Here is a 25845-nt window from a genome sequence, read left to right as displayed (position 1 = left end):
ATGATTGATTTTGGTCGTTTTTACCAACAAATTGCAGTTGGCCCTCTAAGCCATTGGCTTGAAACGCTTCCGGCACAACTTTCAGAATGGAAAAAACGAGGGTTACACGGTGGATTTTCCTCATGGGAAAAAATGCTAGATAACCTACCTGTTATGGCGCCTACCCATTTGGATTTACGCAATAGCGTGACAGCAACGCGTGAACCCGAGCTCACTGCTGGCGAAACGCGACGTCTGAATAATATTCTTGAACAATTAATGCCATGGCGTAAAGGCCCTTTTTCTCTCTATGGCGTGAATATTGATACTGAGTGGCGCTCAGACTGGAAATGGGATCGCGTACTACCTCATATTTCATCACTCAAAGACCGTTATGTCTTAGATGTAGGTTGTGGCAGTGGCTACCATATGTGGCGTATGTTAGGGCAAGATGCCAAATTTGTTGTTGGTATCGACCCAACTGAACTATTTTTATGTCAATTTGAAGCCGTCAGAAAACTATTAGGTGATGACCAACGTGCTCACTTATTGCCTTTAGGTATCGAACAACTGCCCGAATTGAAGGCATTTGACACCGTATTTTCAATGGGTGTCCTTTACCACCGCCGCTCACCGCTCGACCATTTATGGCAACTTAAGAACCAATTAGTGAGTGAAGGCGAATTGGTATTAGAGAGCCTGGTTATTGAGGGGGATGAATTTCAGTGTTTGATCCCCGGTGACCGTTACGCCCAAATGCGTAATGTCTATTTTATTCCTTCCGCTAAAATGCTCAAAGTTTGGTTAGAAAAATGTGGTTTTGTTGATGTGCGAATTGTTGACCAAGAAGTCACCTCTTTGGAAGAGCAACGCCGCACACAGTGGATGAAAACAGATTCACTGGCTGAATTTTTAGACCCAAATGATAAAACTAAAACTATCGAAGGTTACCCCGCACCACTACGTGCAATTTTAGTTGCTCGTAAGCCATAAAGATAAAATGCCTATGGCAATCAAGTCATAGGCATTTATTATCATAGTAATTAACAAGCGATTACATTGTTATTTGCCACAAATTATAAAAGGCAATTCGACCGGATAACTCCGCTAAAATAACCGCTAGCGCACCGAGACCTAATATGACGGATGAATTTTTTCCGCGATACAACAGAGCCGGATAAACAAACAGCATCACCGCTAATACGACTAACTGGAAGCTCCAAAAACCTGCTTGTTCGGCACTAATTTCAGGCCCTGTCTCACCTAAAAATGCGACATAAGCTGCACGAGTGGCAAAAATCATAATTGAGCCAATCAAAAATGCCATCGCCCCCAAGCGCAGAGAGCCGAATAAAATCGCTAATGCGCCACCAGCCACTAACAGTGTCATCCACATTTGTAATGTCGTGAAAACAGTAAACCAGTTCGCTACCGTGGCAATATTATACACTTGAGGAATTGACCATACGAATGCCAAACCAAAAATAACCGTGGCAACATTACACAGTTCACTCAGCGCTTTATTTTTAATAAACAAGGTGAATAATAAAGTTGCTGCCCCAAAAGCAACAAAAATACCACTAAGCAAAGCTTCATTACTCATTGGTGAACGGCCTACACCTAAAAGCATATTAAAGAAGCGCAGAGGCTGCCCAACGTGTAGCCCACCGATGGCTAGCGCAATGATCATAATGACAAATGCCGCTATATTGGAATGACGCAATTGGGTTTCGCTCAACATGCCCAGTTTTCGACTTGCATACGCCAACAAATATAAACCTGCCGCTGACTGCCCCAATACGGTGAAAAAAACGAGTGGAAGTTCGTGCATATTATACCTCTGCTGGATTTTGTAATTTACCGCTCTTTTCACCACAAGGTTTAGCATCTTTATGCGGCTTAATCACAATGTTAGGATGAGTAAGAGACGGATTTGGCATGGGGGCGACCCCGCTAATATTGCCATGACGCTCACGTAGAAGATTGATATCGTCAAAATCCAATGCACGTTGTGGACAGGAGTCAACACACACCGGTTTCATCCCTTTTTCGACACGTTCATAGCATCCATCGCATTTACTCATCAATTTTTTCTTTTCGTCATACTGCGGTGCGCCGTATGGACAGCGTAACTCGCAGTAACGGCATCCAACACAAATGGTTTGATCTACCACGACTAACCCATCTTGCTCACGTTTATGCATCGCCCCTGTTGGGCAACCTTCAACACATGTTGGGTTAGAACAATGATTACAGGAAATTGATAGATAGTAGTTATAAATATTCTGCTGCCATATCCCCTCTTGCTGCTGCCAACTACCACCACCAAACTCATATACCCGACGAAATTTAGGCCCTAAATCAAGGTCTTTCTCATCTTTACAACTCACCTGACACGTTTTACATCCTGTGCATTTTGTTGAGTCGAAATAAAAACCATACTGTTTCATTTGTCGCTCCTTATGCACGTTTCACGTCAACTAAGTTAGTATGTTGTGGATTCCCTTTAACAAGAGCTGAGGGTTGTTGTGTGGTTAATGTATTGATACAACCACCAATATCGACCCCTTCCTCATTAACTTCCCGCCAAGCACCTTGCGGAACCGCAATGACACCAGGTAATACACGCTCAGTCACTTTCGCTTTAATATGCATACGTCCACGATCATTGAAAATTTCAGTCATATCGCCACTCTGAATACCTCGAGCCGATGCATCAATTGGGTTAATCCAATATTGATGAGGCACGGCTTCACGTAATATCGCAATATTAAAATACGATGAATGCGCATGGCCTTTATCGTGATACCCCGTCATTTGCAGCGGATATTTCTGTTTAGTTTCTTTATTTTCAACACCTTCCGTATTTACACAATATTCAGGCACAGCAGGAATTCGTTGGTCAGTCGGATATTCCCACTCTTTTGCTATCTTAGCGAGCCTTTCTGAATAGATTTCGATTTTACCCGATGGGGTTGGTAATGGCGCAGTTTCAGGCGAATCTCTAAATGGTTTTAATGCAATATAATCAGCACTATCCGCCAATTTTCTATCAACAATTCCCATGTCATTCGTTTCTTCAAACGTTGGCAAATGGGGATTTTTTTCTCGCATCAAGTTATAGCAATGTTCTATCCACTGCTCATGAGTACGACCTTCGGTAAATTGGTCTTTAATCCCCAGTTTTTCAGCAATATCGGTTAAAACATCATAGGATTGGCGACACTCCCATAATGGCGTAATCGCATTTTGTAGACGAATAGCATAATGGTAAGCACCGCTTGCATACGAATTATTAATTAAATCATTCGATTCAACACTGGTCACATCGGGTAGGATCAAATCCGCATATTTAGTCGACGGCGTCATATGCGTATCCCAAACTAAAATGAATTCACATAGGGACTCATCCGTTAAAATTTTATGGGTCTTGTTCAAATCAGAATGTTGATTACCCGTGACATTACTTGCATAGTGCCATAAAAATTTCACGTTAGTTTCAAGGCGCTCTTTACCGAGTAGTGTTGAATTTGTCGCGGTCATTTCGGTTCCGCGTGCAATCGCATCAGTCCACATAAAGCACGGGATCTGCGTTTTAACTGGGTTCGGGATAGCAAAACCAGGCACAGAGTACGCTACGTTGCCTCCCCATCCACCCGCATTCGTTCCTGGGCGTCCAATATGCCCCGTGACAATCGGCAACATCATCACAGCTCGAGCCGCTTGTTCTCCCGATGCGGTTCTTTGCAATCCCCAGCCTTGAGAAATCCACGCGGCTTTTGCATTACCCAACTCTCGAGCCAATTGAATAATACGAGTGGGTGAAACGCCTGTAATTTGGCTTGCCCATTGCGGCGTTTTTTCAATACCATCATCACCAAGTCCTAAAATATAATCCTTATATGAGCCATTTTGTGGCGCAGACTCAGGAAGTGTCTGGCTATCCCAGCCTACACAGTATTTCGCTAGAAAGGCCTCATCCGTCAATTGTTCTTTAATTAATGTATGGATAATCGCAGCCACAAGCGCTCCGTCAGTGCCCGGGTAAATCGGGATCCATTCAGCGCCTAGCGTTGTTACGCTATCAGTACGACGCGGGTCAATAATAATGACTTTAGCTTGGCTTTTTTCTAATGCTTTTAAGGTTTCGTAGAACTGACCACCACCGGACATCCGCGTTTCCGCAATATTATGGCCAAACATCACGACTAAATCGCTATTGGCTATTTCAGACAGTAATGAATCATCTAACTTGCCATAGACATATGGAATAACACCGTTTATTTGTGCTGTTGAGTAAGTTCCATGTTGATCAAGAAACCCACCTAGTTGGTTTAATAGACGCTTGCAGGCATTACGTCCCTGCAAATTAGCACCGGTAGATCCTGAACCATACTGGTAGTAAATGGCTTCATTGCCATAAGTATCAATAGTTGAGCGCAGCTTTTGAGCCACAATCGTCGTCGCTTCATCCCAGCTGATCCGTTTAAATTTCCCTTCTCCCCGTTTACCGGTACGCAATAATGGGTATTTCAAGCGGTCTGGGTTATAGGTTTTCCAACGAACAGAGCGCCCTCTCAAACAGGGGCGTATTTGATGTAAGCCAAATTGGGTGTCGTCATACATAGTTTCATTCGATATGCGCGTAATAACGTCATCTTTTACATGCACTTTGAGTGGGCAGCGGCTACCACAATTGACTAAGCACGCACTGTATTTGATTTTTTCGCTGACTTCATCTGGTTGGATTGTGATGGTGGGTGTTGCTTGAGCGGAAAAAGGTAGAGAGATGGAACTGGCAATAGCCGTTGTCGTGGCGACAGAGGCAGAGGCTTGAATAAACTGTCTCCGACTCAGCGCTTTTTCCCTGATTTTATTGATCATTACATTGCTACCTCATTAATTATTATAAATTGAATTACTGAGTATTCTTATAGTAATTAGATGGTAACCTTATAAAAACAAGGGTTAATTGATGTGTATCAATACAAGCAATAATTGAGCTATTAATGACAAATAAACAATATTATAAATTTACTTAGTTGATATTTTAATGATAACTAGCCATTGGTTGACTGAAAAATAACAAGGAAAACCAACTAATTGATTTTCCTTAGAGAATAACAATCTATTTAAATTTCTATCGTCAAGCTGCCTATTGTGGCTAGCGGCAATTAAACCAACACTTTTTCTGTAATAGAAATAAAGTCCTTCATCGCTTCTACCGTAGGGCCATCCACACAATAATGGGAGAATTCATCCGTTTCGCTATTAGAGGCCATTGTGACCCCTACTTTACGGTAATTCATGGTTGATGGCACCGTTTTCCCTGCAGAACTGTGTACCTCAGATAAGCCAATCTCCATGAATTTACTTAAATTGGCTAAACGTACTCCCGCACCCGCCATAATTTGTGGCCCATTAATTTGCTGGCTTTTTTCATGTAGCTCTTTTAAAAGTGGTAAACCTAACTCTGCACTTTGTTGCTGCCCAGAAGTTAAAATACGCGCAACACCGAGCTCTTTTAATTGTTCTAAAGCTAACAATGGATTAATGCACATATCAAATGCGCGGTGGAAGGTAATATTCATCCCTTGTGCTATTTCCATCAACGTATGCATTCTGTTGATATCAATACGCCCTTCGCTATCTAATATACCGATAACGGCACCTGAAAAACCCATTTCCTTAATCATAATTAAATCTTCGCGGATCACGTCAAATTCGCTAATGTTATAGCAAAAATCACCACCGCGAGGACGAATAATAGGATGAACTGGAATATGTAGTTTCTCTTTGGCTAATTTCAGGTAACCATAACTGGGGGTCAGGCCACCGTCTGCAGCGCCAGAGCAGAGTTCGATACGATCTGCACCATATTCTTGAGCCACTTGGGCACATTCAATTCCGAAACAACAGATTTCCAGTTTTGCCATTACGACCTCCGAAATAGAGCAATAAAACACTGGCTTTATGTGCCCAAAAATAATGAAACGCTTTAATCCAAAACGTTAACAATTCGCTTAATAATGCCATTTATTAAAAAATGTTATCGGATGGATATCACATCACTAAAAGTTAACCTGTACTATTAATCAATAACGTTAATTGCATCACTTATTTTTCACTTTCAATTATCTTTTTTAGCGTAAAAGGATGGTATTTAACCGTTATTTCGCCATTTGACACTGCTAATGTTGGATTTGGCAACCTTTCTTGCTGCCCTTTGGGTTGGCTTACCTTAATACGATACCCTTGGGGTAAAGGATCTGGTAATAACTGAAATGCTGTGGTTTCTAGTTGACTCGGATCAATATCAATCACCATTTCGATATGTTCCCAGCTTTCTTTCGGGTAAATTTTGTCTTTTGGGAAAGGCAACTCAATAATAAATACCTCTTGACCCGCGACATTTAATGGCTCTCTTAACTCATATAAACGAATTGGCCTACCATTGATAACATTGTCAGATAAAAGCTCAGCGCATTCCATTAGCCCTTGATGCCAACGTTCTGCGGTTGCCATATGATGGCAACGCACCGAGATGTGATCTATCGGAAAAGATGACAATGATAAGTTCAGTTCCTGCGCTAACTGTTGTAATTTACCCATAAACACAGGTAGGTCATCCCATAAATCTTGTAATTGCGAAATTTTGCTAAATTGTGGCATCTAAAGCCCCCTCTTTACAAAAACTTATCTACTAAACAATGGCGCAGACTGTAGCATGAGAGCCCCAAAATATGGTATAAAACCTGCCGATTTTTCTCTTCAACCTTTTAGTTATACGCATGTGATGGCACAATGTGGTAACTATGGTTCGCAATTTAAGGTAATTCGGTGAATATTCAGGCGATTCTTTCAGATAAAATTAGTGCTGCGATGTTAGCAGCGGGTGCTCCAGAAGACAGTGATGCACTTGTGCGTCAATCCGCTAAAGCTCAGTTTGGTGATTACCAAGCGAATGGAGTGATGGGCGCGGCTAAAAAAATGGGGATAGCTCCGCGACAACTGGCTGAACAGCTTGTTAATCACTTAGATTTGGAAGGGATTGCCAGCAAAGTTGAAATTGCCGGCCCAGGCTTTATTAATATTTTCCTTGAGCCAACGTGGGTTGAAAAACACGTTGAAGAGGCATTAGCATCACAACGCCTAGGCGTCGCACCAGTCAAGCCTGAGACAATTGTCATTGACTATTCAGCGCCTAATGTTGCGAAACAAATGCACGTGGGTCATTTGCGTTCAACCATCATTGGTGATGCAGCTGCTCGTACCCAAGAATTTATTGGTCATAAAGTTATTCGTGCCAACCACGTCGGTGATTGGGGTACGCAATTTGGCATGTTAATTGCCTACCTTGAAAAAGTGCAAAATGAAGATGCCACCGATATGGCGCTTGCTGACCTCGAAGAGTTTTATCGCGAAGCTAAAAAACACTACGACGAAGATGAAGAGTTCGCAGTACGTGCTCGTGGCTACGTTGTAAAATTGCAATCCGGTGATGAATATTGCCGCCAAATGTGGCGCAAATTGGTTGATATCACCATGCAACAAAACCAAGAAACCTATCGCCGCTTAAATGTCACATTGACCGAAGATGACGTGATGGGTGAAAGCTTATATAACAGCATGCTACCGGGTATTGTTGCAGATTTAAAAGCTAAAGGTTTAGCTGTTGAGAGTGAAGGCGCAACGGTTGTTTTCCTTGATGAATTCAAAAATAAAGAAGGCGAACCTATGGGCGTGATCGTCCAGAAAAAAGATGGTGGCTTCTTGTATACAACAACCGATATCGCCTGTGCTAAATACCGTTACGAAACCCTGCACGCTGACCGTTCTCTTTACTATATTGACTCACGCCAACATCAACATTTGATGCAAGCATGGACCATCGTCCGTAAAGCAGGTTACATCCCTGAATCGATGGCGCTTGAGCACCATATGTTCGGGATGATGTTAGGGAAAGATGGTAAACCGTTTAAGACTCGTACCGGTGGTACCGTTCGTTTATCAGACTTGCTGGATGAAGCTGTTGAACGCGCTCAAGCGCTGATCCGTGAGAAAAACCCAGATATGCCTGAAGATGAATTGCTCAATGTCGCAAATGTTGTCGGTATTGGCGCCGTTAAATACGCTGACTTGTCCAAAAACAGAACGACTGACTATATTTTCGATTGGGACAACATGTTAGCTTTCGAAGGAAATACCGCGCCGTATATGCAATACGCATATACCCGTGTGGCCTCTATTTTCAAGAAAGCCAATTTAACCCACGCAGACCTCACTCTGCCTATTTCATTACAAGACCCGCGTGAAATTGCACTTGCAACACGTTTATTACAGTTTGAAGAAACCATTCTCACTGTTGCACGTGATGGCACACCTCATGTTATGTGTGCTTATTTGTATGAATTAGCCGGTTTATTCTCTGGTTTCTATGAGCACTGCCCTATCTTGTCAGCTGATGACGAAGCCCAACGCCAAAGCCGCTTGAAATTGGCTGCATTAACCCAAAGAACGTTAAAAACGGGCTTAGACACTCTAGGTATTGAAACCGTTGAAAGAATGTAATCAAACCAATAAATAGCCTATTAGCGGTTCACTTCGGTGAGCCGTTTTTATTTGCGTTGCTTTGCTAACTTTGATGTTAGTTTTTGCAATTCATCGATATATTCATTCGCGCAATTACGGAGTACTAAGTTCCATTTGCAAAGTGTTTTTGCTTGTTCATAAAGTTCAGGGTTATGCGACAACCGGTTATTCTGTTGTAACCAGTGAGCAACGCTCGCCAAGTCCCATAACGGCGATGCGCCATTCAAGCGTTGTACGGGGGCTGGAAAATGGCCTTTCCCTCGGGCTCCATCTTTTAATAAAGCCACTGCCTGACAAGTTAGTCCTGTCAATTCGGCAATATCACTTAACCCAACTAAAGCGGAATCAATAGATTCCACTTTTATATTCAAGGAATTGAATATCTCCCTATCACTTGATTGTTGTAACAACAACCCTGTCAATGTACCCCAAAAATAGAGTAGGTTATTATTTTTATCAATAAAAACAATTAATTGAAATTTCATAAAATAATTTTGAAATTAATAATTCAGTTACTATGGGCATTAATTTAAGAACTCACTAGAAATTGAAGGAAACAGATCTATGGTTATTTTTTCCTTAACGACGCAGATTACAGAGATAAAAAAAGCCCAATTTTCTCATTAAAATTGGGCTTTTAAGGTCGTTGACGGCTTATTAATTAGGCAACACTACGTTTCATAAAATCACGAGGGCGGAACCCCAGTACATATAAAGCTACGAAATAACTTCCAGCACCAATAATCACGACGCCTATCAAACGTAGCATACGCATCAACATATTACCTTCTTGCCAAGATGGCATGAAGTGTAAAACACCAAACAGCACAGCGCCCATTACAATTAACGCTATCAATAATTTAAATATGAACCCTTTCCAGCCGGCTAAAGGCTGAAAAATATCTTGCTTACGCAGCTGCCAATAGAGAACGCCCGCATTAAAACATGCCGCTAACCCAATAGATAAGGCTAAACCAGCATGTTGTAAAGGGCCAATAAAGGCTAAGTTCATCAATTGGGTTAAAATTAAAGTGACAATCGCAATCTTCACTGGCGTACGAATATTTTGGCGCGAATAAAAACCTGGTGCCAAAATTTTCACCAAAATCATGCCTGTTAACCCTACACAGTAGGCAATTAAAGCGTATTGCGTCATTAATGAGTCATGTGCTGTGAAATTACCATATTGAAATAATGATACCGTTAATGCTTCAGCGAGTATTGCCAACCCTAACGCACAAGGTAGAGCAAGTAATAAACAAAGGCGTAATCCCCAGTCCATTAATTGGCGATACTCATTTTGGTTGCCGCTCGTGAAGCTTTTCGCTAATGATGGTAATAAAATTGTCCCAAGGGCCACACCAAGTACCCCAGATGGCAATTCCATTAGTCTATCCGCGTAATACATCCATGACACTGAACCTGATTGTAAGAAAGAAGCAAATATTGTGTTGATAATTAAAGAAATTTGCGCGACTGAAACCCCGATAATTGCTGGCCCCATCATTTTCATTACACGCCAAACCCCACTATCACGAAATGACAGGCGTGGTAACACTAACATACCCACCTTTTTAAGATGGGGTAGTTGGTAGACAAGTTGCAAAACACCGCCAACCAACACCGCCCACGCCAATGACATAATGGGTGGGTTAAAGTAAGGAGCAGCGAAAGCAGCAAAAATGATCATACTGACATTGAGCAACGTTGGCGCAAATGCAGGGACCGAAAAACGGTTCCAAGTATTCAGGATTGCGCCTGCAAGAGAGGCCAGAGAGATCAGAAAGATATAAGGGAATGTGACTCGTAAAAGATCTGTCGTCAGCGCAAATTTGTCAGCATCATCGGTAAAACCAGGTGCGGTGACATAAATGATCCAAGGGGCGGCAATCATACCAAGGATAGTTACGATCGCTAAAGCGAGGGTTAGCATCCCAGCAATATAAGCGACGAATGTACGGGTGGCCTCTTCTCCCTGCTGGTTTTTATATTCCGCTAATATTGGAACAAAGGCTTGTGAAAAGGCACCTTCAGCAAAAATTCGACGTAAAAGATTCGGTAATTTAAAGGCGACAAAAAAGGCGTCAGCCGCGGCTCCTGCACCAAACACTCGGGCGATAATGGCATCACGAATAAACCCAAGCACACGAGACATCATGGTCATGGAGCTTACTGCCGCCAATGATTTTAATAAATTCATGATTGATAAACTAAAAGAATACAATCGCATCAGTTTAACAGTGTGCACTGCAACTGACTACGATTGAAAAGTAAATTAGGAATTTAGGCTTTATTCAATGCCCAAGTGTTATCTGTCAGTGCCGTCAATACATGGTCACGCCACTCACCGTTGATTTGTAAGTATTGCTTTGCATAGCCTTCCCGTTCAAAGCCAAGCTTGGTCAATAAATTACCACTACGCATATTATGAGGCATATAATTTGCCATAATTCGATGCATTTTTTGGTGCTGCTGCATGTAACGGATAGTTTGGGTTAGTGCCTCATACATTAGGCCTTGACCTTGCCATTTTTCACCGAGAGAATAACCTAAATAACATGCATAAAATGAGCCGCGCAATACATTACTAAAATTCGCGACTCCCATCACTTCGTTTTCTTCTTTATCTAATAGTACGAAATGGAAAGCGCTCCCTTCTCGATGCATTTCATTCATGACTTGTAACCGATTTTGCCAACCTGCTGGCTGATAATGAGATTTGTCCCTGATGGGTTCCCACGGAATTAAAAAGTCTTTGTTCAGGCTGTAATAATCAGCTAGCCGATAGTTATCACGTTCATAAGTCAAACGGATAACCATTCTATCAGTGACAAGTCGCACTTTCGGTACATTTGAACGATAACCAAACATCGTTAACCCTTAATTAATAAAAAGCCAGATATTTTCTCTCTTTCCAAGCCAATAACTTAGAACGCTAAAGTGTAGCTTACAATGCGTTGACGAAAAACATATTACGTAAATTAAAATACCAATACATCACTAGATTTCTTCGTTGTGCAGCATACATAACTATGTGACCCAAGTAGCCGAACGCAGTCAACACCGTCACAGAGTGAAGTATGACGAATATTTATCGATAAAAATATATCATCTATTACCCCGCAATATACTGATATTATTGATACGTAATTTAAAAAAACATTCCCTCTTTGCTATTTTTCTGATGGTGTCTCATGGCGCAGGTGTCACGGGCAAGAAGCCTTGGTAAGTATTTCCTTTTGCTTGACAACATGTTGGTTGTCCTCGGCTTTTTTGTTGTTTTTCCACTAATTTCTATTCGATTTGTTGATCAACTGGGTTGGGCTGCCGTCGTGGTGGGTTTTGCCTTAGGACTTCGTCAGTTTGTTCAACAGGGTTTGGGGATTTTTGGCGGTGCTATTGCTGACCGATTTGGCGCAAAACCCATGATTGTCATTGGAATGTTATTGCGCGCCAGTGGTTTTGCGGTGATGGCAGTGGCCCATGACCCTTGGGTTTTATGGTTGTCTTGCGTACTTTCTGCTCTGGGTGGCACCTTATTTGATCCCCCACGGACAGCCTTAGTGATTAAATTGACCCGCCCTTATGAACGCGGCCGTTTTTATTCTTTACTCTTAATGCAAGACAGTGCTGGCGCTGTTATCGGTGCGTTGATTGGAAGTTGGCTACTACAATATGACTTCCATTATGTTTGCTGGGTTGGCGCTGCGGTTTTTATCATTGCTGCCATCTGTAATGCATGGTTATTACCTGCTTATCGGATCTCAACCGTCAGAACTCCCATCAAAGAAGGTATGGGCCGCGTACTAAAAGACAAACGCTTTGTGAGTTACGTTGTCACTTTAGCGGGCTATTTTATGTTGTCAGTTCAAGTAATGCTAATGTTCCCTATTGTTGTCAATGAGTTAGCCGGTACGCCAACCGCAGTCAAATGGATGTATGCTATTGAAGCTGCGATATCCTTAACGTTGCTTTATCCCATTGCACGTTGGAGTGAAAAATATTTTCGCCTTGAACACCGGCTCATGGCTGGGCTATTTTTAATGAGCCTGAGTATGTTTCCAATTGGCATGACAACCTCACTCAATACGCTATTTGCCCTTATTTGCCTCTTTTATCTCGGCACAATCACCGCTGACCCCGCTAGAGAAACATTAAGTGCGTCACTTGCTGACCCAAGAGCTCGTGGGAGCTATATGGGCTTTAGCCGCTTAGGCCTTGCTTTAGGGGGAGCTGTCGGTTATACCGGTGGGGGCTGGATGTACGATATTGGCCACCAATGGAATATGCCACAATTACCTTGGTTCTTATTAGGGATCATCGGTTTTATTACTTTATGGGCTCTTCATAAGCAATTTAACCGTAAAAAAATTGAAACAGTCATGTTGAGTGGGCAGTAATGCGCTAAACTAGCTGTGTTACTGCAAAAGGAGTCTTTATGAAGAAGTTTTTAATCGCTGCTATGGTGGGCTTTGTCACTCTGTTATCGGGCTGTAGCCAATTATCTGAGTTTAGTATTAGTGAGTCACAAATTAATAATTACCTTGCTAATAAAGTAAAATATGACCATAAAGTCGGCATTACGGGTTTTGCTGATGCGGATATTCAGCTCGCGAATTTAAAATCAGAAATTGGCCGCAGTGAACCAGGGAAAGTCGCATTAACGGGGGATGCAACCGTTAAATTAGACTCGCTTATTGGTAAAGCAGAAGCACAAATTAACCTGACACTCACTGCTCGCCCTTACTTTGACGCTAAAACAGGCTCAATTTACTTAAAAGAATTGAATATTAGCAATTACAAAGTGACGCCAGAAAATATGGATACCGCTATGTCAGCTGTTATTCCGTACTTAAACAGTTCACTTGAAACTTTCTTTGAAACCCAGCCTGTTTATGTGTTAAATCCAGATAATGGTGCTGCTGAAGCAACCGCGAAGAAACTCGCTAAAGGGCTGGAAATCAAACCAGGTAAACTGGTCATTCCACTAGTCGATTGATTTTAACCATAAATTATTTCGATTGATAAAAGCATTAAAGGCAACAAGAAAATCTGTTGCCTTTTTTATTAGGCCAAATTCAATCAAAATTATTAATCAACATCGTCGGCTAAAATCGAGTAACACCCACACCAAAAAGTGACAGCGTCACAATTATTCCACATCTGAGTCAAGTTCATCACGCAGTGCGATTACAGCATCACGGGTAATTTGGGCTAGAGTACGGTAAAATGGGGTTGTTGCATGTGCTTCAACCTTCCCTAAAAAGCTGCCATACCAGCTCAGAATATAGCTATCAAATAACTCTTCTTGAGCTGCGGTTTCATCTTCCGCCGCTTGGTCTTCCAACCAAGACGCTGCGAGTAGCAAAGCACCAAAGGCATCAGCAGGCGCATTCGTCAAAGACATTCCTCTCACCGTTAAAAATTCGCGAACCTCTGCTTCTGTAATTTCAGAATCGTAATCATTCGCTAACATTGAAACTGCTGGGGATCCACCGGCAAACAGAGCTTGGTAATCCGCATTAAGCGCATTGATATCGAGATCTTTCGCCATGCGTGACCACAACTCATCTTGTTCCAATGGCCATGATGCTTTTAATTTATCTTGAGCAATCATATCAATAAGCGGCTTTACGAGGCTATCAGAGGGACTACGTTGAAATAGTGTCCCCAAAATGCGGCAGACAATTGAAAATTCGTTCATATATTATCCTATTTTACAGATCCGGTAGTCACACCTCGTGACTGAAGCAATAGCTTTAGTATATCGAAAAAATAGGAAAAAGATTAGGATAGATGATTGCAAGTGGCCACAAAGACCACTCACAACAAAAAAGTGGCTAATAACCGCGTTGCATATCAACCACACCAACAGGGGCTTGGCCTGCTTCAATGCGTTCGATATTACTGACAATCATATCCATGGCTTCTTTCGGTTTTGTAAAGGCTGCCACATGGGGAGTGATAGCGATGCGTGGATGTGTCCAGAACGGGTGCATTTGCGATAGTGGCTCACTCGCAAAAACATCAAGTGCTGCACCTGCCACTTGCCCTGATTCAAGCGCGACAAGCAAATCTTGTTCAACTAAATGGGCTCCACGCGCAAGGTTGATGACATATGCCCCTTGCTCTAATTGGCTAAACAGCTGCTGGTTTAATATACCCACGGTCTCTGGTGTACTTGGCAGAAGGTTAATAACCACGCGGGTACCAGAAAGAAAACAGGCTAATTGGTCATTACCAAAATAACTTTTCACGTTATCCAGTTGCTTTTCAGAGCGGCTCCATGTTCTTACATGAAAACCAAAGCTAACTAAGCGCTTTGCAACAGCTTGCCCTAATGCACCAGCCCCCATCACACCGATAACAAAATCTTCGTGTTGGTAGGCTGGTAATTGCTTCCATTGACGCTGTGATTGCAACTGGCGGTATTCATCCATACGACGAAAATAGCTTAATACTTTTGCACAAGCGTATTCTTCCATTTGGATCGCCATACCCGTGTCTTCCAAACGCATGACAGGAACGCCTGCCGGTAAGGTTCCAGGTTTGTCTTGTTCTTGCTTTAAAATAGCATCCACACCCGCACCTAACGCGAAAATACCTTTTAAATCACTGCGACCAGCGAGACATTCATAAGGCGGTAACCAAACCATAGCGTAATCTGCACTTTGGTTATCCCCTTTTTCCCATTGGCGAATATTCACTTGGGGTAATCGCGCTTTCATACCGTCAATCCACTGTTTTGAATCAAAAAATGGATGGTAAAATAAAATATTCATGGCAACTCCTCTTTGGTTTCTAACAGAGTGTGCCGAATGGCATTTCTTTTCAAGTTAATCAAGCCTATACACGCTACTCAATCAGAATTTTGTTAACTAGCTAACGGTTTTTACCTCTACGACTTGCCGTTTTAAAATTAACATCAAAAGTATTATTTACCTTAGTTGATTGCATTTAAGATTAGATAATAATCAAATTGTTTTTTATTTAGCTAAACAGCAACAAAAGTCGGAAAAAGGAGAAATAGGGAGTTGACGTAAGACGCTATTTTCCCTATAGTAGCGCCCCGTTGCAGAGCAGGTTTTTATTCCCTACTCCACAACAGTTTTAGAAAAACGGTGAGGTGTCCGAGAGGCTGAAGGAGCACGCCTGGAAAGTGTGTATACGGCAACGTATCGAGGGTTCGAATCCCTCCCTCACCGCCATTTTTCTTCTAGTTTTTCCTCTCTTCTTCTTGATATGCTATCCCTTGATTTTTTTTCTCTTTCGGTTCTATACCAATTCCTTGTTCGTGATATTCGCGGCTTATATCTTCCCAAAGTTCTGCATTTTCTACTCCTGCTATTTTTGGGTCAAACACTGGGTCAACACCGAGTTTTTCCTGCCGCTCAAAGTCACGCAGTGCCCGTAATGCAGGTTTTGATAGGAAGACAATGGCGATAAGATTAAGATAACTCATGCTACCGAACCCGATATCACCGAGACTCCACATTAAGCTGACTGATTGCACGCTTCCTATAAAAACAATAATCAAAAATACAAATTTCAGTATCAATTTAAGAATGGGGTAACGCAATTTTCTATCAAGATAAACAATTGTGGTTTCTGCAATATAGTAATAAGCCATCAATGTTGTGAATGCGAATAAAAATACAGCGATTGAGACGAATCCTGACCCTGCAGAAGTAAAGACGGTTGATACCGCCATCTGAGTCCATGCAGTTCCTGCTGCAACCCCTGGGACATATTCAACTAAGGCCGTTGCCGAGCCATCGGGAAAAACGTTATACATATTCGTGACAAGGATCATCAGACCCGATGCTGTACACACAACGACAGTATCAATATAAATCGAAAATGCTTGGATCAAACCTTGTTTTACAGGATGGCTTACCTCAGCGGCCGCAGAACTAAATGTGGCTTCACCCGCACCGGCCACATTGGAAAAAACTGCACGACGCACACCCCATGAAACAGCCGTACCAATAATACCACCGAATACAGCGTCCATTCCCATCGCACTGCGGAAAATTAAACTGAACATAGCCGGCACTTGTTCGTAATGGCTACCCAAGATGATCACCATCATGACGATATAAGCCAATGCCATAATTGGTACAATCTTATCCGCTGCACTCGCAATACGTTTTATACCACCAAAAATTAGCCATGCCATCAGCACTGTCACAATGCCGCCAGTGGCAATTGGGGGTAAGTTGAATGAGGATTGAAAGGAATCCGCTATGGTATTGGCTTGAATACCCGGAACCAGCACACCATAAGACAGGCAAATAACAGCAGCCACCATAATGGCAAATGGCTTCAATTTTAACCCTTTTTCGATATAGTAAGGGGAGCCTCCACGGTATTGGTCATCAGAGCGCTGTTTGTATATTTGAGCGAGTGTGGATTCAATAAATGCACTTGCTCCACCTAATAACCCCATGACAACCATCCAAAAAATCGCACCGGGGCCACCTGCGGCAATGGCTGTCGCCACCCCCGCGATATTCCCCACCCCCACACGTCCTGACAACGCTAAACAGAATGCTTGGAAGGAGGAAATGCCTTCTTTTGACGCTTTATTTTCCTTTAACAAACACACCATTTTAATAAGGTAGCGAAACTGTACACCCCGAGTCGCTAATGTAAAATAGAGCCCAACACCTAGTGATAATACCACTAATGCATTACCCCAGATGTAACCAACGATTGTATTAACGATGGCTTCCATTTTGTACTCCTTCGTTATTGTAATTGTTTATTTGTATTTGCAGGGTAAAAAAACCTGAGTCCACTTGGGTACTCAGGTCAACGTTTTTACTGATGGATAAACCAGATAACCTTGGTTTGAGTATATTGTTCAAATGCCTCTAAGCCGTTATCTTTACCGCCAAAACCTGATTGACGAAAGCCACCAAACGGTGTTGTGATATTGCCTTCACTAAAGCCATTAACTGAAACCGTGCCTGCATTAATGCGCTGCGCAATTTGCATGGCTCGGTGAATGTTTTGGCTATAAAATGAAGCGGCTAAACCATATTGAGTGTCATTTGCCAAAGCGACCGCTTCATCATCTGTTTTAAAGGATGTAACGGCTAAAATAGGGCCAAAAACTTCATGCTTAAATAGCGACATTTCAGGCGTAACTTCATCAAAAATTGTCGGCTCGATGTACCAGCCAGCACCCAATTCATGATGAATTTTCCCACCCGCAATTAATTTTCCTCCCTCTTTTACCGTGGTATCTAAAAAGGATTTTACTTTCTCAAAATGAGCCTGTTCGACCATTGGCCCAATAGAAACATCCGCTTGCCTTGGGTCACCCACTTTCCATTCTTTAACCGCTACAGCAAGCTTGTCTAATAGTGTTTTTTTGATGCTTTCATGCACAATTAAACGAGAACCACAGCTGCAATTTTCACTCATATTCCAAAAGGCAGCCGCCATAATATGTGGAATTGCAGCCTCAATATTGGCATCTTCAAACACCACTTGAGGGCTTTTACCGCCACATTCGAGTACAATTTCTTTTAAGTTACTTTCTGCTGAATATTTTAAGAATAAACGTCCCACATCTGTCGAACCAGTGAATGACACAACATCAACATCATGATGTCGACCAAGTGCTTCACCGACCTTTTCACCTAATCCACAAACTAGACTTAATGCGCCTTTAGGGACACCCGCCTCATAGGCCAGTTCCACCATTCGATAGGCACTTAATGAGGTTAATTCGGCCGGTTTCACTATCACCGAGTTGCCTACAGCAAGAGCCGGAGCTACTTTCCATGCAAACATTTGAGCAGGGAAATTCCACGGTAACACCGCCCCAACCACGCCAATAGGCTCGTGCACTATCAGCCCCAATTCTTGATGGCTTGTCGGTGCAATTTTGCCAAACAGTTTGTCAATTGCTTCGGCATACCAATAAAAGGTTTCAATGGTTGCGGGTAAATCGGTATTTAAGCATTCAGTGATAGGCTTACCCGCATCTATACAATCGAGTGCCGCCAGCTCTTCACTGTGCTGTTCAATAAGATTGGCCCACTTAAGCATGATAGCTTTACGCTCTTGAGGTGATAATCCACGCCACTCACCTTGATTGAAGGTGTCACGCGCTACTTGTACCGCGGCATGAATATCGTTCGCATCACCATCAGCAATAAAACCAATAACGCTATTATCGATTGGAGTCCGGTTTTCTAATTTATTTTGCTGTTCTGCATGCCCTGCAATTAAATTGCCAGCCCACAGTTTTCCTTGTTTTGCATGTTCAAATACCTGCTGTTGGGTCATGGTCATATTTCCCCCTAGCGTTTAATCAATTTAATGAATTCATCGCGTTCTTGTGACGCTAGATTTGACAGCGGCAAACGGACCGGCCCTACATAAAATGTTCCATTCAAGCAGCCCGCTTTGGCTTTTTGGTTATAGTTTCCTGATTCCATTGAGTAAATTGCAGGATAAATTTCATTCATAATCTGCTTAGCGAGTTGCCAGTCACCTGCTTGCGCTGCATTAAAAATAGCAACTTGCTCCGCTGGGAATACATTCCCAGCTCCTGCTATCCAACTTTTTGACCCCCAAAAAAAGAAATCCACCGGTTGGTCATCACAACCACAAATGACTTCAAAGTCTTTGAATGGTGTTTGTAATAGATGCAGTGCTCGGCTAAAGCTTCCACTGCTTTCTTTGATAGCGACAATATTGTCAATTTCAGCTAGCTTGATGACCGTTTCAATGTCAATTTCAATGCCGACCCGAGCTGGGAAGTTGTACATAATAATGGGCAGTGGTGTTGATTTTGCGACTTTTTCATAATGAGCATAGACCCCTTGCTGGTCCGGTAAACTATACGGTGGTGGTGATAACATTAAGCCTTCATAACCCAGTTCTTGAGCTTGTTTCGCTCGTGCAATGGCCCCTTCGGTTGATAGGTCGTTAATACCCGCAATTAGTGTCACTCGCCCTTTTGCAATTTTACAAACCGTAGACAGCACGGTTTTACGTTCATCTTCGTTTAATGCGTAATACTCTCCCGTGGTCCCGCAGACTACTAAACCGGTAACTCCGCGCTCAATAAGCTTTTCAGTTAACTCAGCAAGTGCACTGATATTTAATGTTAAATCATCATGAAATGGCGTGACTAAAGGAACAAGAATGCCATGGAAATTCATTTGAATTCTCCTCAATATTAAAGAAATCGCTCAATGGAAAAAGGGGTGCAATCGATACTTGTCGGTTGCTGATGAATAAAGCTATTAACGATATCTGCGGTGATCGCTGCTTGGGTTAGCCCTAGGTGTTGGTGACCAAAAGCAAAAATATAAGGGCCTTTATGGTCGATCACCGGTAAAGAGTCAGACGTTGATGGGCGAAATCCCATCCACGGTGTAGATTGTTGGCTGTTCAATGGCGTTTTCAGCATCGGCTGCGCTAACGGTAGAAAATGTTGAGCGCGCTGCATATTGGCTGGACGTTTTAGTCCTGCATATTCCACTGTGCCCGCAAGGCGTAACCCATGAGACATTGGCGTCATAATAAAACGCCTATCCATACTTGATACGGGTATTGATAACCGCCCCAATTCATGGGGCAACATCAAATGATAACCGCGCTCAGTTTCTAACGGCACATTGATGCGGCTAACCATTCGCACTAATGATTTGGAAAAAGCCCCTCCCGCAATCACTATTTTTTGCCCTGTAAACTGCCCTAGGGTCGTTGTTAATACCGCTTGTTGATTCGACGTTGATGTAATTTCGGTTACTTCACAGTGAGTTAATACCTGTCCACCTGCGTGTAAAAATGCCTCAGTCAGCTTTTGGTGTAACGCACATAAATCCACTACATGGCCGGTGTCTGGATAAAAAACACCCCCGATTTGGCTTTCGGATAAAGCAGGTTCGCGTGTTAGTAACGCATCCTGATCAATCAATTGATTAGCTACACCAACACTGCGCAAGTACTCACTGTGCTGGCTTAGCTTATCAAGTGTTTCTTTTTTCTCGGCCACCAACAGAGAGCCCTTCATTTTGACCAGATCACTTAGTTGCCATTTCTGAATAAATACTTGCCATGAATCGAAAGCGGCACTGTTTAATGTCATCAATGTATGGTGAATATGGGTAAAAGGCTTATGACGCATGTTACCTAATAGTTTGATTAACCAAGGTGCTAGCGGTAATAAGTAACGCCAATCCAGACGCAGAGGGCCCAATGGGTCAAGGAGCATTTTCGGAATTGATGTTAAAATACTCGGATCCGCAATCGGAAAAACCTGTTCTGTCGCAATGTGCCCTGCGTTACCAAATGAGGCACCTTGGCCAATTTCATGTTTATCAAGCAGCAACACTTGTGACCCATTCGCTTGCACTGTCAGAGCAATACTCAGGCCAATAATACCACCACCCACGACAATCACTGGATATTTGCGTTCCATTTCATTCCCCTATGCCACCGAAATTCCAAAACGAAATGGATCTTGTTCATCGATCAATAAGGTATTTTTTCCGCTGATATAGGCATGCCCGCGAATAGTCGGAATAATGCCGTTTTCATCCGCCTGTTGAAAACTGGCCTGAAACTGGCTGCCAATCACGCTGGCTTGATGCCAGATTTCACCCGCCGCCAGCTTTTTATCTGCTGCTAAGCAGGCAAGTTTAGCGCTAGTCCCTGTTCCGCAAGGCGAGCGGTCATATGCGCCACCTGGGCATAACACAAAACTTTGGCTATTGGCATTGGGGTGTGAACCGAATAATTCGATATGGTCAATTTCTTGGCCATCTTTACCGTAGATACTTTGGTCAACTAAGGCTTGCTTGATTTTTAAACTGACTTCTGTCAGTAATTTAATGTTTTGGAAATCAATGGCAACTGGCGACTGTTCAACAAGAAAAAACCAATTTCCACCCCAAGCGATATCCCCAATAACCGTGCCGAGATCGGGGACATCAACTCGTACCGCTTTGCGATAACGATACGAATACACATTTTGAATACTCACGCTACCATCTTGATGTAATTGTGCTGTGACATCTCCTACTGGCGTTTCGATAAGATGGTTGCCATAAGTGATATGCCCCAGAAAGTGCAACGAGGCCACTAAGCCGATAGTGCCGTGACCGCACATTCCTAAATAACCTTGATTGTTAAAAAAAATCACGCCTGCTGTTGCCGCTGGGTTTTGTGGTTTACACAATAGGGCTCCCACTAGAATGTCATTGCCTCTAGGTTCTAAAATCGTTGTACGACGCCAGACATCATGGCTATTACGCAAAATATCTAAGCGAACAGCCATGCTTTGTTGCCCTAAATCGGGGAATCCATCAATAACAAGCCGAGTTGGCTCACCTGCGGTATGAGAGTCGATAACTTCAATTTTGGTATATTGAGATTGCATTGGTTAGCATCCTATCTATTATTATTGTTAATAGAATGCTTGATTTTTGTTAACAACTCTTGATATCTTTCTAACAAACTTATGCGGTTTTCTGCACAATCTAAAAATATTTAACAGAATTAATAAAATTAATTTAATATTTCGGAGCGCGGCATGATCAATCTAAATAAATTGCTGTTGATTAGTCAGGAAAACATGCTATTTCCCGTTGATAATATTGATATTTTATTAAACCATTTAGGTTTGATTATGCCACTCATTAATACCTTGCCAAATGTGACCTTTTTTGTGAAAGACCATAATGCAAAGTATGTTTTGGCCAATGATAATTTAGCCACCCGCTGTAAAATCGACAGTGTTAACCATCTCGTAGGTAAAGGTGCTGAGGATATTTTTCATTCAGAACTCGGCCAAAGCTATAGTTCTCAAGATTATTTAGTGATGGAAAAGAAAATTAGCGTCATTAATAAGCTTGAACTGCACCTGTATAAAGCAGGTTTGTTGGGATGGTGTTTAACAACTAAAGTTCCTATTTTTAATACACGTAACCAAGTTATTGGGGTTGCAGGAATTTCAGTGGATTTACAAGATGTCAAATCGGTCAGCCCTAAACTGAATAACCAACTTAGCCGTGTTGAGCGCTATATCAGTGAACATTTTGATATTGCGATAAAAATGACAACGCTTGCAGAAATATCTGGCCTTTCGCTTTCTCAATTAAACCGCCAATTTAAAGCGATTTTTTTGATAACCCCTCAACAATATATTCAAAAGATGCGGCTGGAACATGCTATTGCACTGCTCGAAGATGATTTTTCAATTACTGAAATTTCCAGTAAATGTGCTTACGCTGATCACAGCGCTTTTTGTCGAAAGTTCAAAGAAATGACCACAATGACACCTAGCCAATTCAAGCGAATGCGTTCACGAATCGATAAACAAAAGATATTAGCGTGATCGGGTATCATATCAGTTAATCTGTTATCCCTTAACGCGAACAAGTCCCTTCTATTTCACTACTATTAAATATTTTTATTGTTCAAATGACTCTAAATATATTTTATTCGCCAATATAATTATATTTATAATCTGCCATTTTTATATTTACGATTAAAAAATACAATGGCTATTATCTATATACATATCTCAAACAGGGACGTAGCCATATAAAATATATTCTAACTATTTTTCTTTATAATATAACGTTTTTTTACTTTTGTTACTGAAAACGTTATGATAATTGTAGATTTATTGATACATAACAGATTTTTTTCAGGTTGCTAAGCGTATCCTTATAGGTACATTTTTCGTTTATTTTTCACCCTGTTATTTGGTAGGGTATAATGAGTACAAAAAAAATTAATAGGTTGCGCCCTTTTAGTGCGCTAATAGATTCTTGTTGGAAAGAAAAATATACGGCTACCCGCTTCATTAAGGATTTAATCGCGGGTATTACCGTGGGTATTATCGCTATCCCCCTCGCGATGGCTTTGGCTATCGCTAGCGGTGTTCCGCCACAATATGGGCTATATACTGCGGCTATTGCTGGGATCATCATTGCGGTAACCGGTGGCTCTCGCTATAGCGTTTCCGGCCCCACCGCTGCTTTCGTGGTGATCCTCTACCCAGTCTCTCAACAATTTGGGTTGAGTGGGTTATTAGTCGCCACGCTGATGTCCGGTGTCATACTCCTTGCAATGGGGTTTGCTCGCTTTGGTAAGTTTATTGAATACATCCCCGTTTCTGTCACTCTAGGCTTTACGTCGGGAATTGCTATCACCATTGCCACTATGCAGATTAAAGATTTCTTTGGCTTGCAAATGGCGCATGTCCCAGAAAACTATGTTGATAAGCTCATTGCTATTGGCAATACCTTCCCCACGTTTCAATACAGTGACACACTAATTGGTCTTTCAACCCTTTTGGTACTTATTTTCTGGCCTAAATTAAAATTAAAACTTCCCGGTCATTTACCCGCTCTTATTGTCGGGACTTTCGTCATGTGGGTGCTTTCATTATTTGGTATGGAAGTCGCAACAATCGGCTCTGAATTTAGCTATTTATTACCTGATGGTACTGAAGGTAATGGTATTCCTCATATCCTACCGCAGTTTATTTTGCCGTGGGAACTCCCCGGAAGTGCACCAATTAACTGGGCGATGATCACCGCATTAATGCCTGCAGCATTTTCTATGGCGGTACTTGGTGCAATTGAGTCACTGTTATGTGCCGTAGTATTAGACAACATGACAGGAACCAAGCACCATTCCAATAGTGAACTTATTGGCCAAGGTGTGGGGAATATTGCGGCGCCTTTTTTTGGTGGGATCACCGCAACTGCTGCAATAGCCCGCTCTGCAGCTAACGTTCGTGCAGGTGCAACATCCCCTATTTCTGCAATTATTCACTCAATACTGGTGATACTTACATTATTAGTTCTTGCACCAATGCTATCTTATCTGCCATTAGCCGCTATGTCTGCATTACTATTGATTGTGGCTTGGAACATGAGTGCAGCAGGCAAAGTCGTTTACCTGATTAAACGTGCGCCAAAAGATGACATTATTGTATTAATGCTGTGCATGTCCTTAACCGTTCTATTTGATATGGTTATTGCCATCACTGTCGGTATTGTTCTCGCATCTTTATTATTTATGCGTCGTATTGCCAATATGACCCGTTCAACGCAACTACCAGAAACAGATGAAGAACAAAGCCGCTTAGTTGTAAGAATTAACGGCCCGTTATTTTTCGCAGCGGCAGAACGTATTTTTGATGAATTACGTGTCAAAAGCGCAGGCTATAAAACGATTATTATGCAATGGGACGCAGTGCCTGTGTTGGATGCGGGGGGCTTAGAAGCTTTCGAAAAATTCATAGATGCCGTGCGCCAAGATACCCATATCTTAATTTGTGACATCCCATTCCAGCCATTAAAAACATTGGCAAGAGCAAAAGTGACACCTATTGAAGGCGTGCTAAGTTTTTATAACTCAATAGATCATGCAATTGAAGCCGTTAAAGCTATCGAACAAGCGGGATCTATCGATACAGAAAAGCCAACAACACCTTAACTTAGATGTCAAAGCAAACCGCCATGTGAAATAGCATGGCGGTTTAGCTATCACTCACTGAAACAAAACATCTCATTCCCTGCATTTTTTCCTTTTTCGCAGGCTATTTCTCTTAATTTTTTTGCTTTCGCTTGGTCGATGGTGACTGTTCCTGTGTTATCTTCAGAAAATTTAAATGCAGCCATCCACTCTGCATAGCCCGGATAAGTCATCTCATTTGCTTTATCAAACCATTGCTGTGCTTGCTTTTCGTCTTTTGCAACGCCTTTACCATCTAAATAGATAACACCAAGCAAAACAGGCGCAATGAAATAATCCGGGTTATTTAACGCATTAACTTCATTAAGAAGTTCTATCGATTGTTGATAATCCGTTTTGCCTGCAATTGGATTTATCAATGACTCTGCTAAACTGATTTTTCCACGCGTACTGCCCATTTCAACCGCTTTTGTCGCGTATTTACGGGCATCAGCCAATTCCTGCGAAAAATAACTATCACTTAATAGATTGATATCTGCCAATAATGCATAACCATCCCCATTACCATTTTTTGCCGCTTCATTTGCCCATAAACGCGCACTGTTAAGATTTTGTAGGACACCTAAACCGGAAAAATACATTTGAGCAAGTTGATACTGAGCAAGGGCATCTTTCTTGACTGCTTTTTGGTGAGTTTGTACAAATTTTTGTTTATCTTCAGGAGTAATATCAAGTTGAGCTATGGCTTGAAAAGAAAACGTAATTAGAGATGAAACGATAATAGCTTTATAATAATTTGATTTCATAGTTGTT

The 25845-nt window shown here is 42.0% G+C and carries 22 protein-coding genes and 1 tRNA gene; 7 read left to right on the top strand and 16 right to left on the bottom strand.

Annotated elements, in window-relative coordinates:
* Complete coding sequence (cmoB, locus tag M0M83_RS09800; protein ID WP_213912791.1) at positions 1–972, top strand: tRNA 5-methoxyuridine(34)/uridine 5-oxyacetic acid(34) synthase CmoB; 972 nt, start codon at positions 1–3, stop codon at positions 970–972.
* Between the two features lie 61 nt (positions 973–1033).
* Here the strand turns inward: cmoB and M0M83_RS09795 are convergent, their stop codons facing one another.
* From M0M83_RS09795 to M0M83_RS09775, 5 genes are all read right to left on the bottom strand, one after another.
* Positions 1034–1810, bottom strand: coding sequence for a dimethyl sulfoxide reductase anchor subunit family protein (locus M0M83_RS09795; protein ID WP_248468372.1), 777 nt, complete (start codon positions 1808–1810; stop codon positions 1034–1036).
* 1 nt (position 1811) lies between these two features.
* The gene (locus M0M83_RS09790; RefSeq protein WP_125891071.1) at positions 1812–2429 is read right to left on the bottom strand and encodes a DMSO/selenate family reductase complex B subunit; all 618 of its coding nucleotides are present in this window, start codon (positions 2427–2429) and stop codon (positions 1812–1814) included.
* A gap of 10 nt (positions 2430–2439) precedes the next feature.
* Entirely contained in the window at positions 2440–4863 is a 2424-nt protein-coding gene (locus M0M83_RS09785; protein WP_213912793.1) for a DMSO/selenate family reductase complex A subunit, read from the bottom strand.
* 290 nt (positions 4864–5153) lie between these two features.
* Positions 5154–5915 carry a copper homeostasis protein CutC gene (gene cutC / locus M0M83_RS09780; RefSeq protein ID WP_125891069.1) on the bottom strand — a complete coding sequence of 254 codons (762 nt, stop codon included), beginning with the start codon at positions 5913–5915 and terminating at the stop codon, positions 5154–5156.
* A 181-nt stretch (positions 5916–6096) separates the two neighbouring features.
* Positions 6097–6651: a VOC family protein gene (locus M0M83_RS09775; RefSeq protein WP_125891068.1), complete on the bottom strand. Its 555-nt coding sequence runs from the start codon at positions 6649–6651 to the stop codon at positions 6097–6099.
* A gap of 168 nt (positions 6652–6819) precedes the next feature.
* Here M0M83_RS09775 and argS point away from each other — a divergent pair, with 168 nt between their 5' ends.
* Positions 6820–8550: an arginine--tRNA ligase gene (gene argS / locus M0M83_RS09770; protein WP_125891067.1), complete on the top strand. Its 1731-nt coding sequence runs from the start codon at positions 6820–6822 to the stop codon at positions 8548–8550.
* Between the two features lie 47 nt (positions 8551–8597).
* On the opposite strand, the gene M0M83_RS09765 is transcribed toward argS, so the two are convergent.
* The 3 genes from M0M83_RS09765 to rimJ form a co-directional block, all read right to left on the bottom strand.
* On the bottom strand, positions 8598–9056 hold the full coding sequence (locus tag M0M83_RS09765; RefSeq protein WP_248468371.1) for a helix-turn-helix transcriptional regulator: 459 nt from the start codon (positions 9054–9056) through the stop codon (positions 8598–8600).
* A 176-nt stretch (positions 9057–9232) separates the two neighbouring features.
* A complete protein-coding gene (murJ, locus tag M0M83_RS09760; protein ID WP_248468370.1) occupies positions 9233–10771 on the bottom strand; it encodes a murein biosynthesis integral membrane protein MurJ in 1539 nt (512 codons plus the stop codon).
* An 83-nt stretch (positions 10772–10854) separates the two neighbouring features.
* Entirely contained in the window at positions 10855–11442 is a 588-nt protein-coding gene (gene rimJ, locus M0M83_RS09755; protein ID WP_213912794.1) for a ribosomal protein S5-alanine N-acetyltransferase, read from the bottom strand.
* 323 nt (positions 11443–11765) lie between these two features.
* Between rimJ and mdtH the strand changes: the two genes are divergently transcribed.
* Both mdtH and M0M83_RS09745 read left to right on the top strand, forming a co-directional pair.
* A complete protein-coding gene (gene mdtH, locus M0M83_RS09750; protein WP_248468369.1) occupies positions 11766–12971 on the top strand; it encodes a multidrug efflux MFS transporter MdtH in 1206 nt (401 codons plus the stop codon).
* 38 nt (positions 12972–13009) lie between these two features.
* Entirely contained in the window at positions 13010–13570 is a 561-nt protein-coding gene (locus tag M0M83_RS09745) for a lipoprotein (RefSeq protein WP_213912796.1), read from the top strand.
* 153 nt (positions 13571–13723) lie between these two features.
* Here the strand turns inward: M0M83_RS09745 and M0M83_RS09740 are convergent, their stop codons facing one another.
* Both M0M83_RS09740 and ghrA read right to left on the bottom strand, forming a co-directional pair.
* Positions 13724–14275, bottom strand: a complete 552-nt coding sequence (locus M0M83_RS09740; protein WP_248468368.1) for a TorD/DmsD family molecular chaperone — start codon at positions 14273–14275, stop codon at positions 13724–13726.
* A gap of 136 nt (positions 14276–14411) precedes the next feature.
* Complete coding sequence (gene ghrA / locus M0M83_RS09735; protein WP_248468367.1) at positions 14412–15353, bottom strand: glyoxylate/hydroxypyruvate reductase GhrA; 942 nt, start codon at positions 15351–15353, stop codon at positions 14412–14414.
* Positions 15354–15691: 338 nt separating this feature from the next.
* Here ghrA and M0M83_RS09730 point away from each other — a divergent pair.
* Positions 15692–15779, top strand: a tRNA-Ser gene (locus M0M83_RS09730).
* A gap of 8 nt (positions 15780–15787) precedes the next feature.
* On the opposite strand, the gene M0M83_RS09725 is transcribed toward M0M83_RS09730, so the two are convergent.
* The 5 genes from M0M83_RS09725 to M0M83_RS09705 all read right to left on the bottom strand — a co-directional run bounded on the left by M0M83_RS09725 (position 15788) and on the right by M0M83_RS09705 (position 21979).
* Complete coding sequence (locus M0M83_RS09725; protein ID WP_125891060.1) at positions 15788–17308, bottom strand: alanine/glycine:cation symporter family protein; 1521 nt, start codon at positions 17306–17308, stop codon at positions 15788–15790.
* Between the two features lie 86 nt (positions 17309–17394).
* Complete coding sequence (locus M0M83_RS09720) at positions 17395–18879, bottom strand: aldehyde dehydrogenase (protein WP_213912799.1); 1485 nt, start codon at positions 18877–18879, stop codon at positions 17395–17397.
* Between the two features lie 8 nt (positions 18880–18887).
* Positions 18888–19754: a 4-hydroxy-tetrahydrodipicolinate synthase gene (gene dapA, locus M0M83_RS09715; protein ID WP_248468366.1), complete on the bottom strand. Its 867-nt coding sequence runs from the start codon at positions 19752–19754 to the stop codon at positions 18888–18890.
* Positions 19755–19771: 17 nt separating this feature from the next.
* A complete protein-coding gene (locus M0M83_RS09710; RefSeq protein WP_125891057.1) occupies positions 19772–21019 on the bottom strand; it encodes an NAD(P)/FAD-dependent oxidoreductase in 1248 nt (415 codons plus the stop codon).
* Positions 21020–21028: 9 nt separating this feature from the next.
* Positions 21029–21979, bottom strand: coding sequence for a 4-hydroxyproline epimerase (locus M0M83_RS09705; RefSeq protein WP_125891056.1), 951 nt, complete (start codon positions 21977–21979; stop codon positions 21029–21031).
* Positions 21980–22132: 153 nt separating this feature from the next.
* Between M0M83_RS09705 and M0M83_RS09700 the strand changes: the two genes are divergently transcribed.
* Complete coding sequence (locus M0M83_RS09700; RefSeq protein ID WP_213912801.1) at positions 22133–22936, top strand: helix-turn-helix domain-containing protein; 804 nt, start codon at positions 22133–22135, stop codon at positions 22934–22936.
* Between the two features lie 386 nt (positions 22937–23322).
* Positions 23323–25053 (top strand): C4-dicarboxylic acid transporter DauA, encoded by a 1731-nt coding sequence (gene dauA / locus M0M83_RS09695; protein ID WP_248468365.1) that lies wholly within the window; start codon positions 23323–23325, stop codon positions 25051–25053.
* Positions 25054–25103: 50 nt separating this feature from the next.
* Here the strand turns inward: dauA and M0M83_RS09690 are convergent, their stop codons facing one another.
* Positions 25104–25838 carry a tetratricopeptide repeat protein gene (locus M0M83_RS09690; RefSeq protein ID WP_125891053.1) on the bottom strand — a complete coding sequence of 245 codons (735 nt, stop codon included), beginning with the start codon at positions 25836–25838 and terminating at the stop codon, positions 25104–25106.
* Positions 25839–25845 lie beyond the last annotated feature (7 nt).

The sequence above is a fragment of the Providencia rettgeri genome, from assembly GCF_023205015.1.
Lineage (GTDB): Bacteria > Pseudomonadota > Gammaproteobacteria > Enterobacterales > Enterobacteriaceae > Providencia > Providencia rettgeri_E.
The sequence above is the reverse complement of the archived record's forward strand: the minus strand, read 5'-3'. Positions and strand labels throughout refer to the sequence as shown.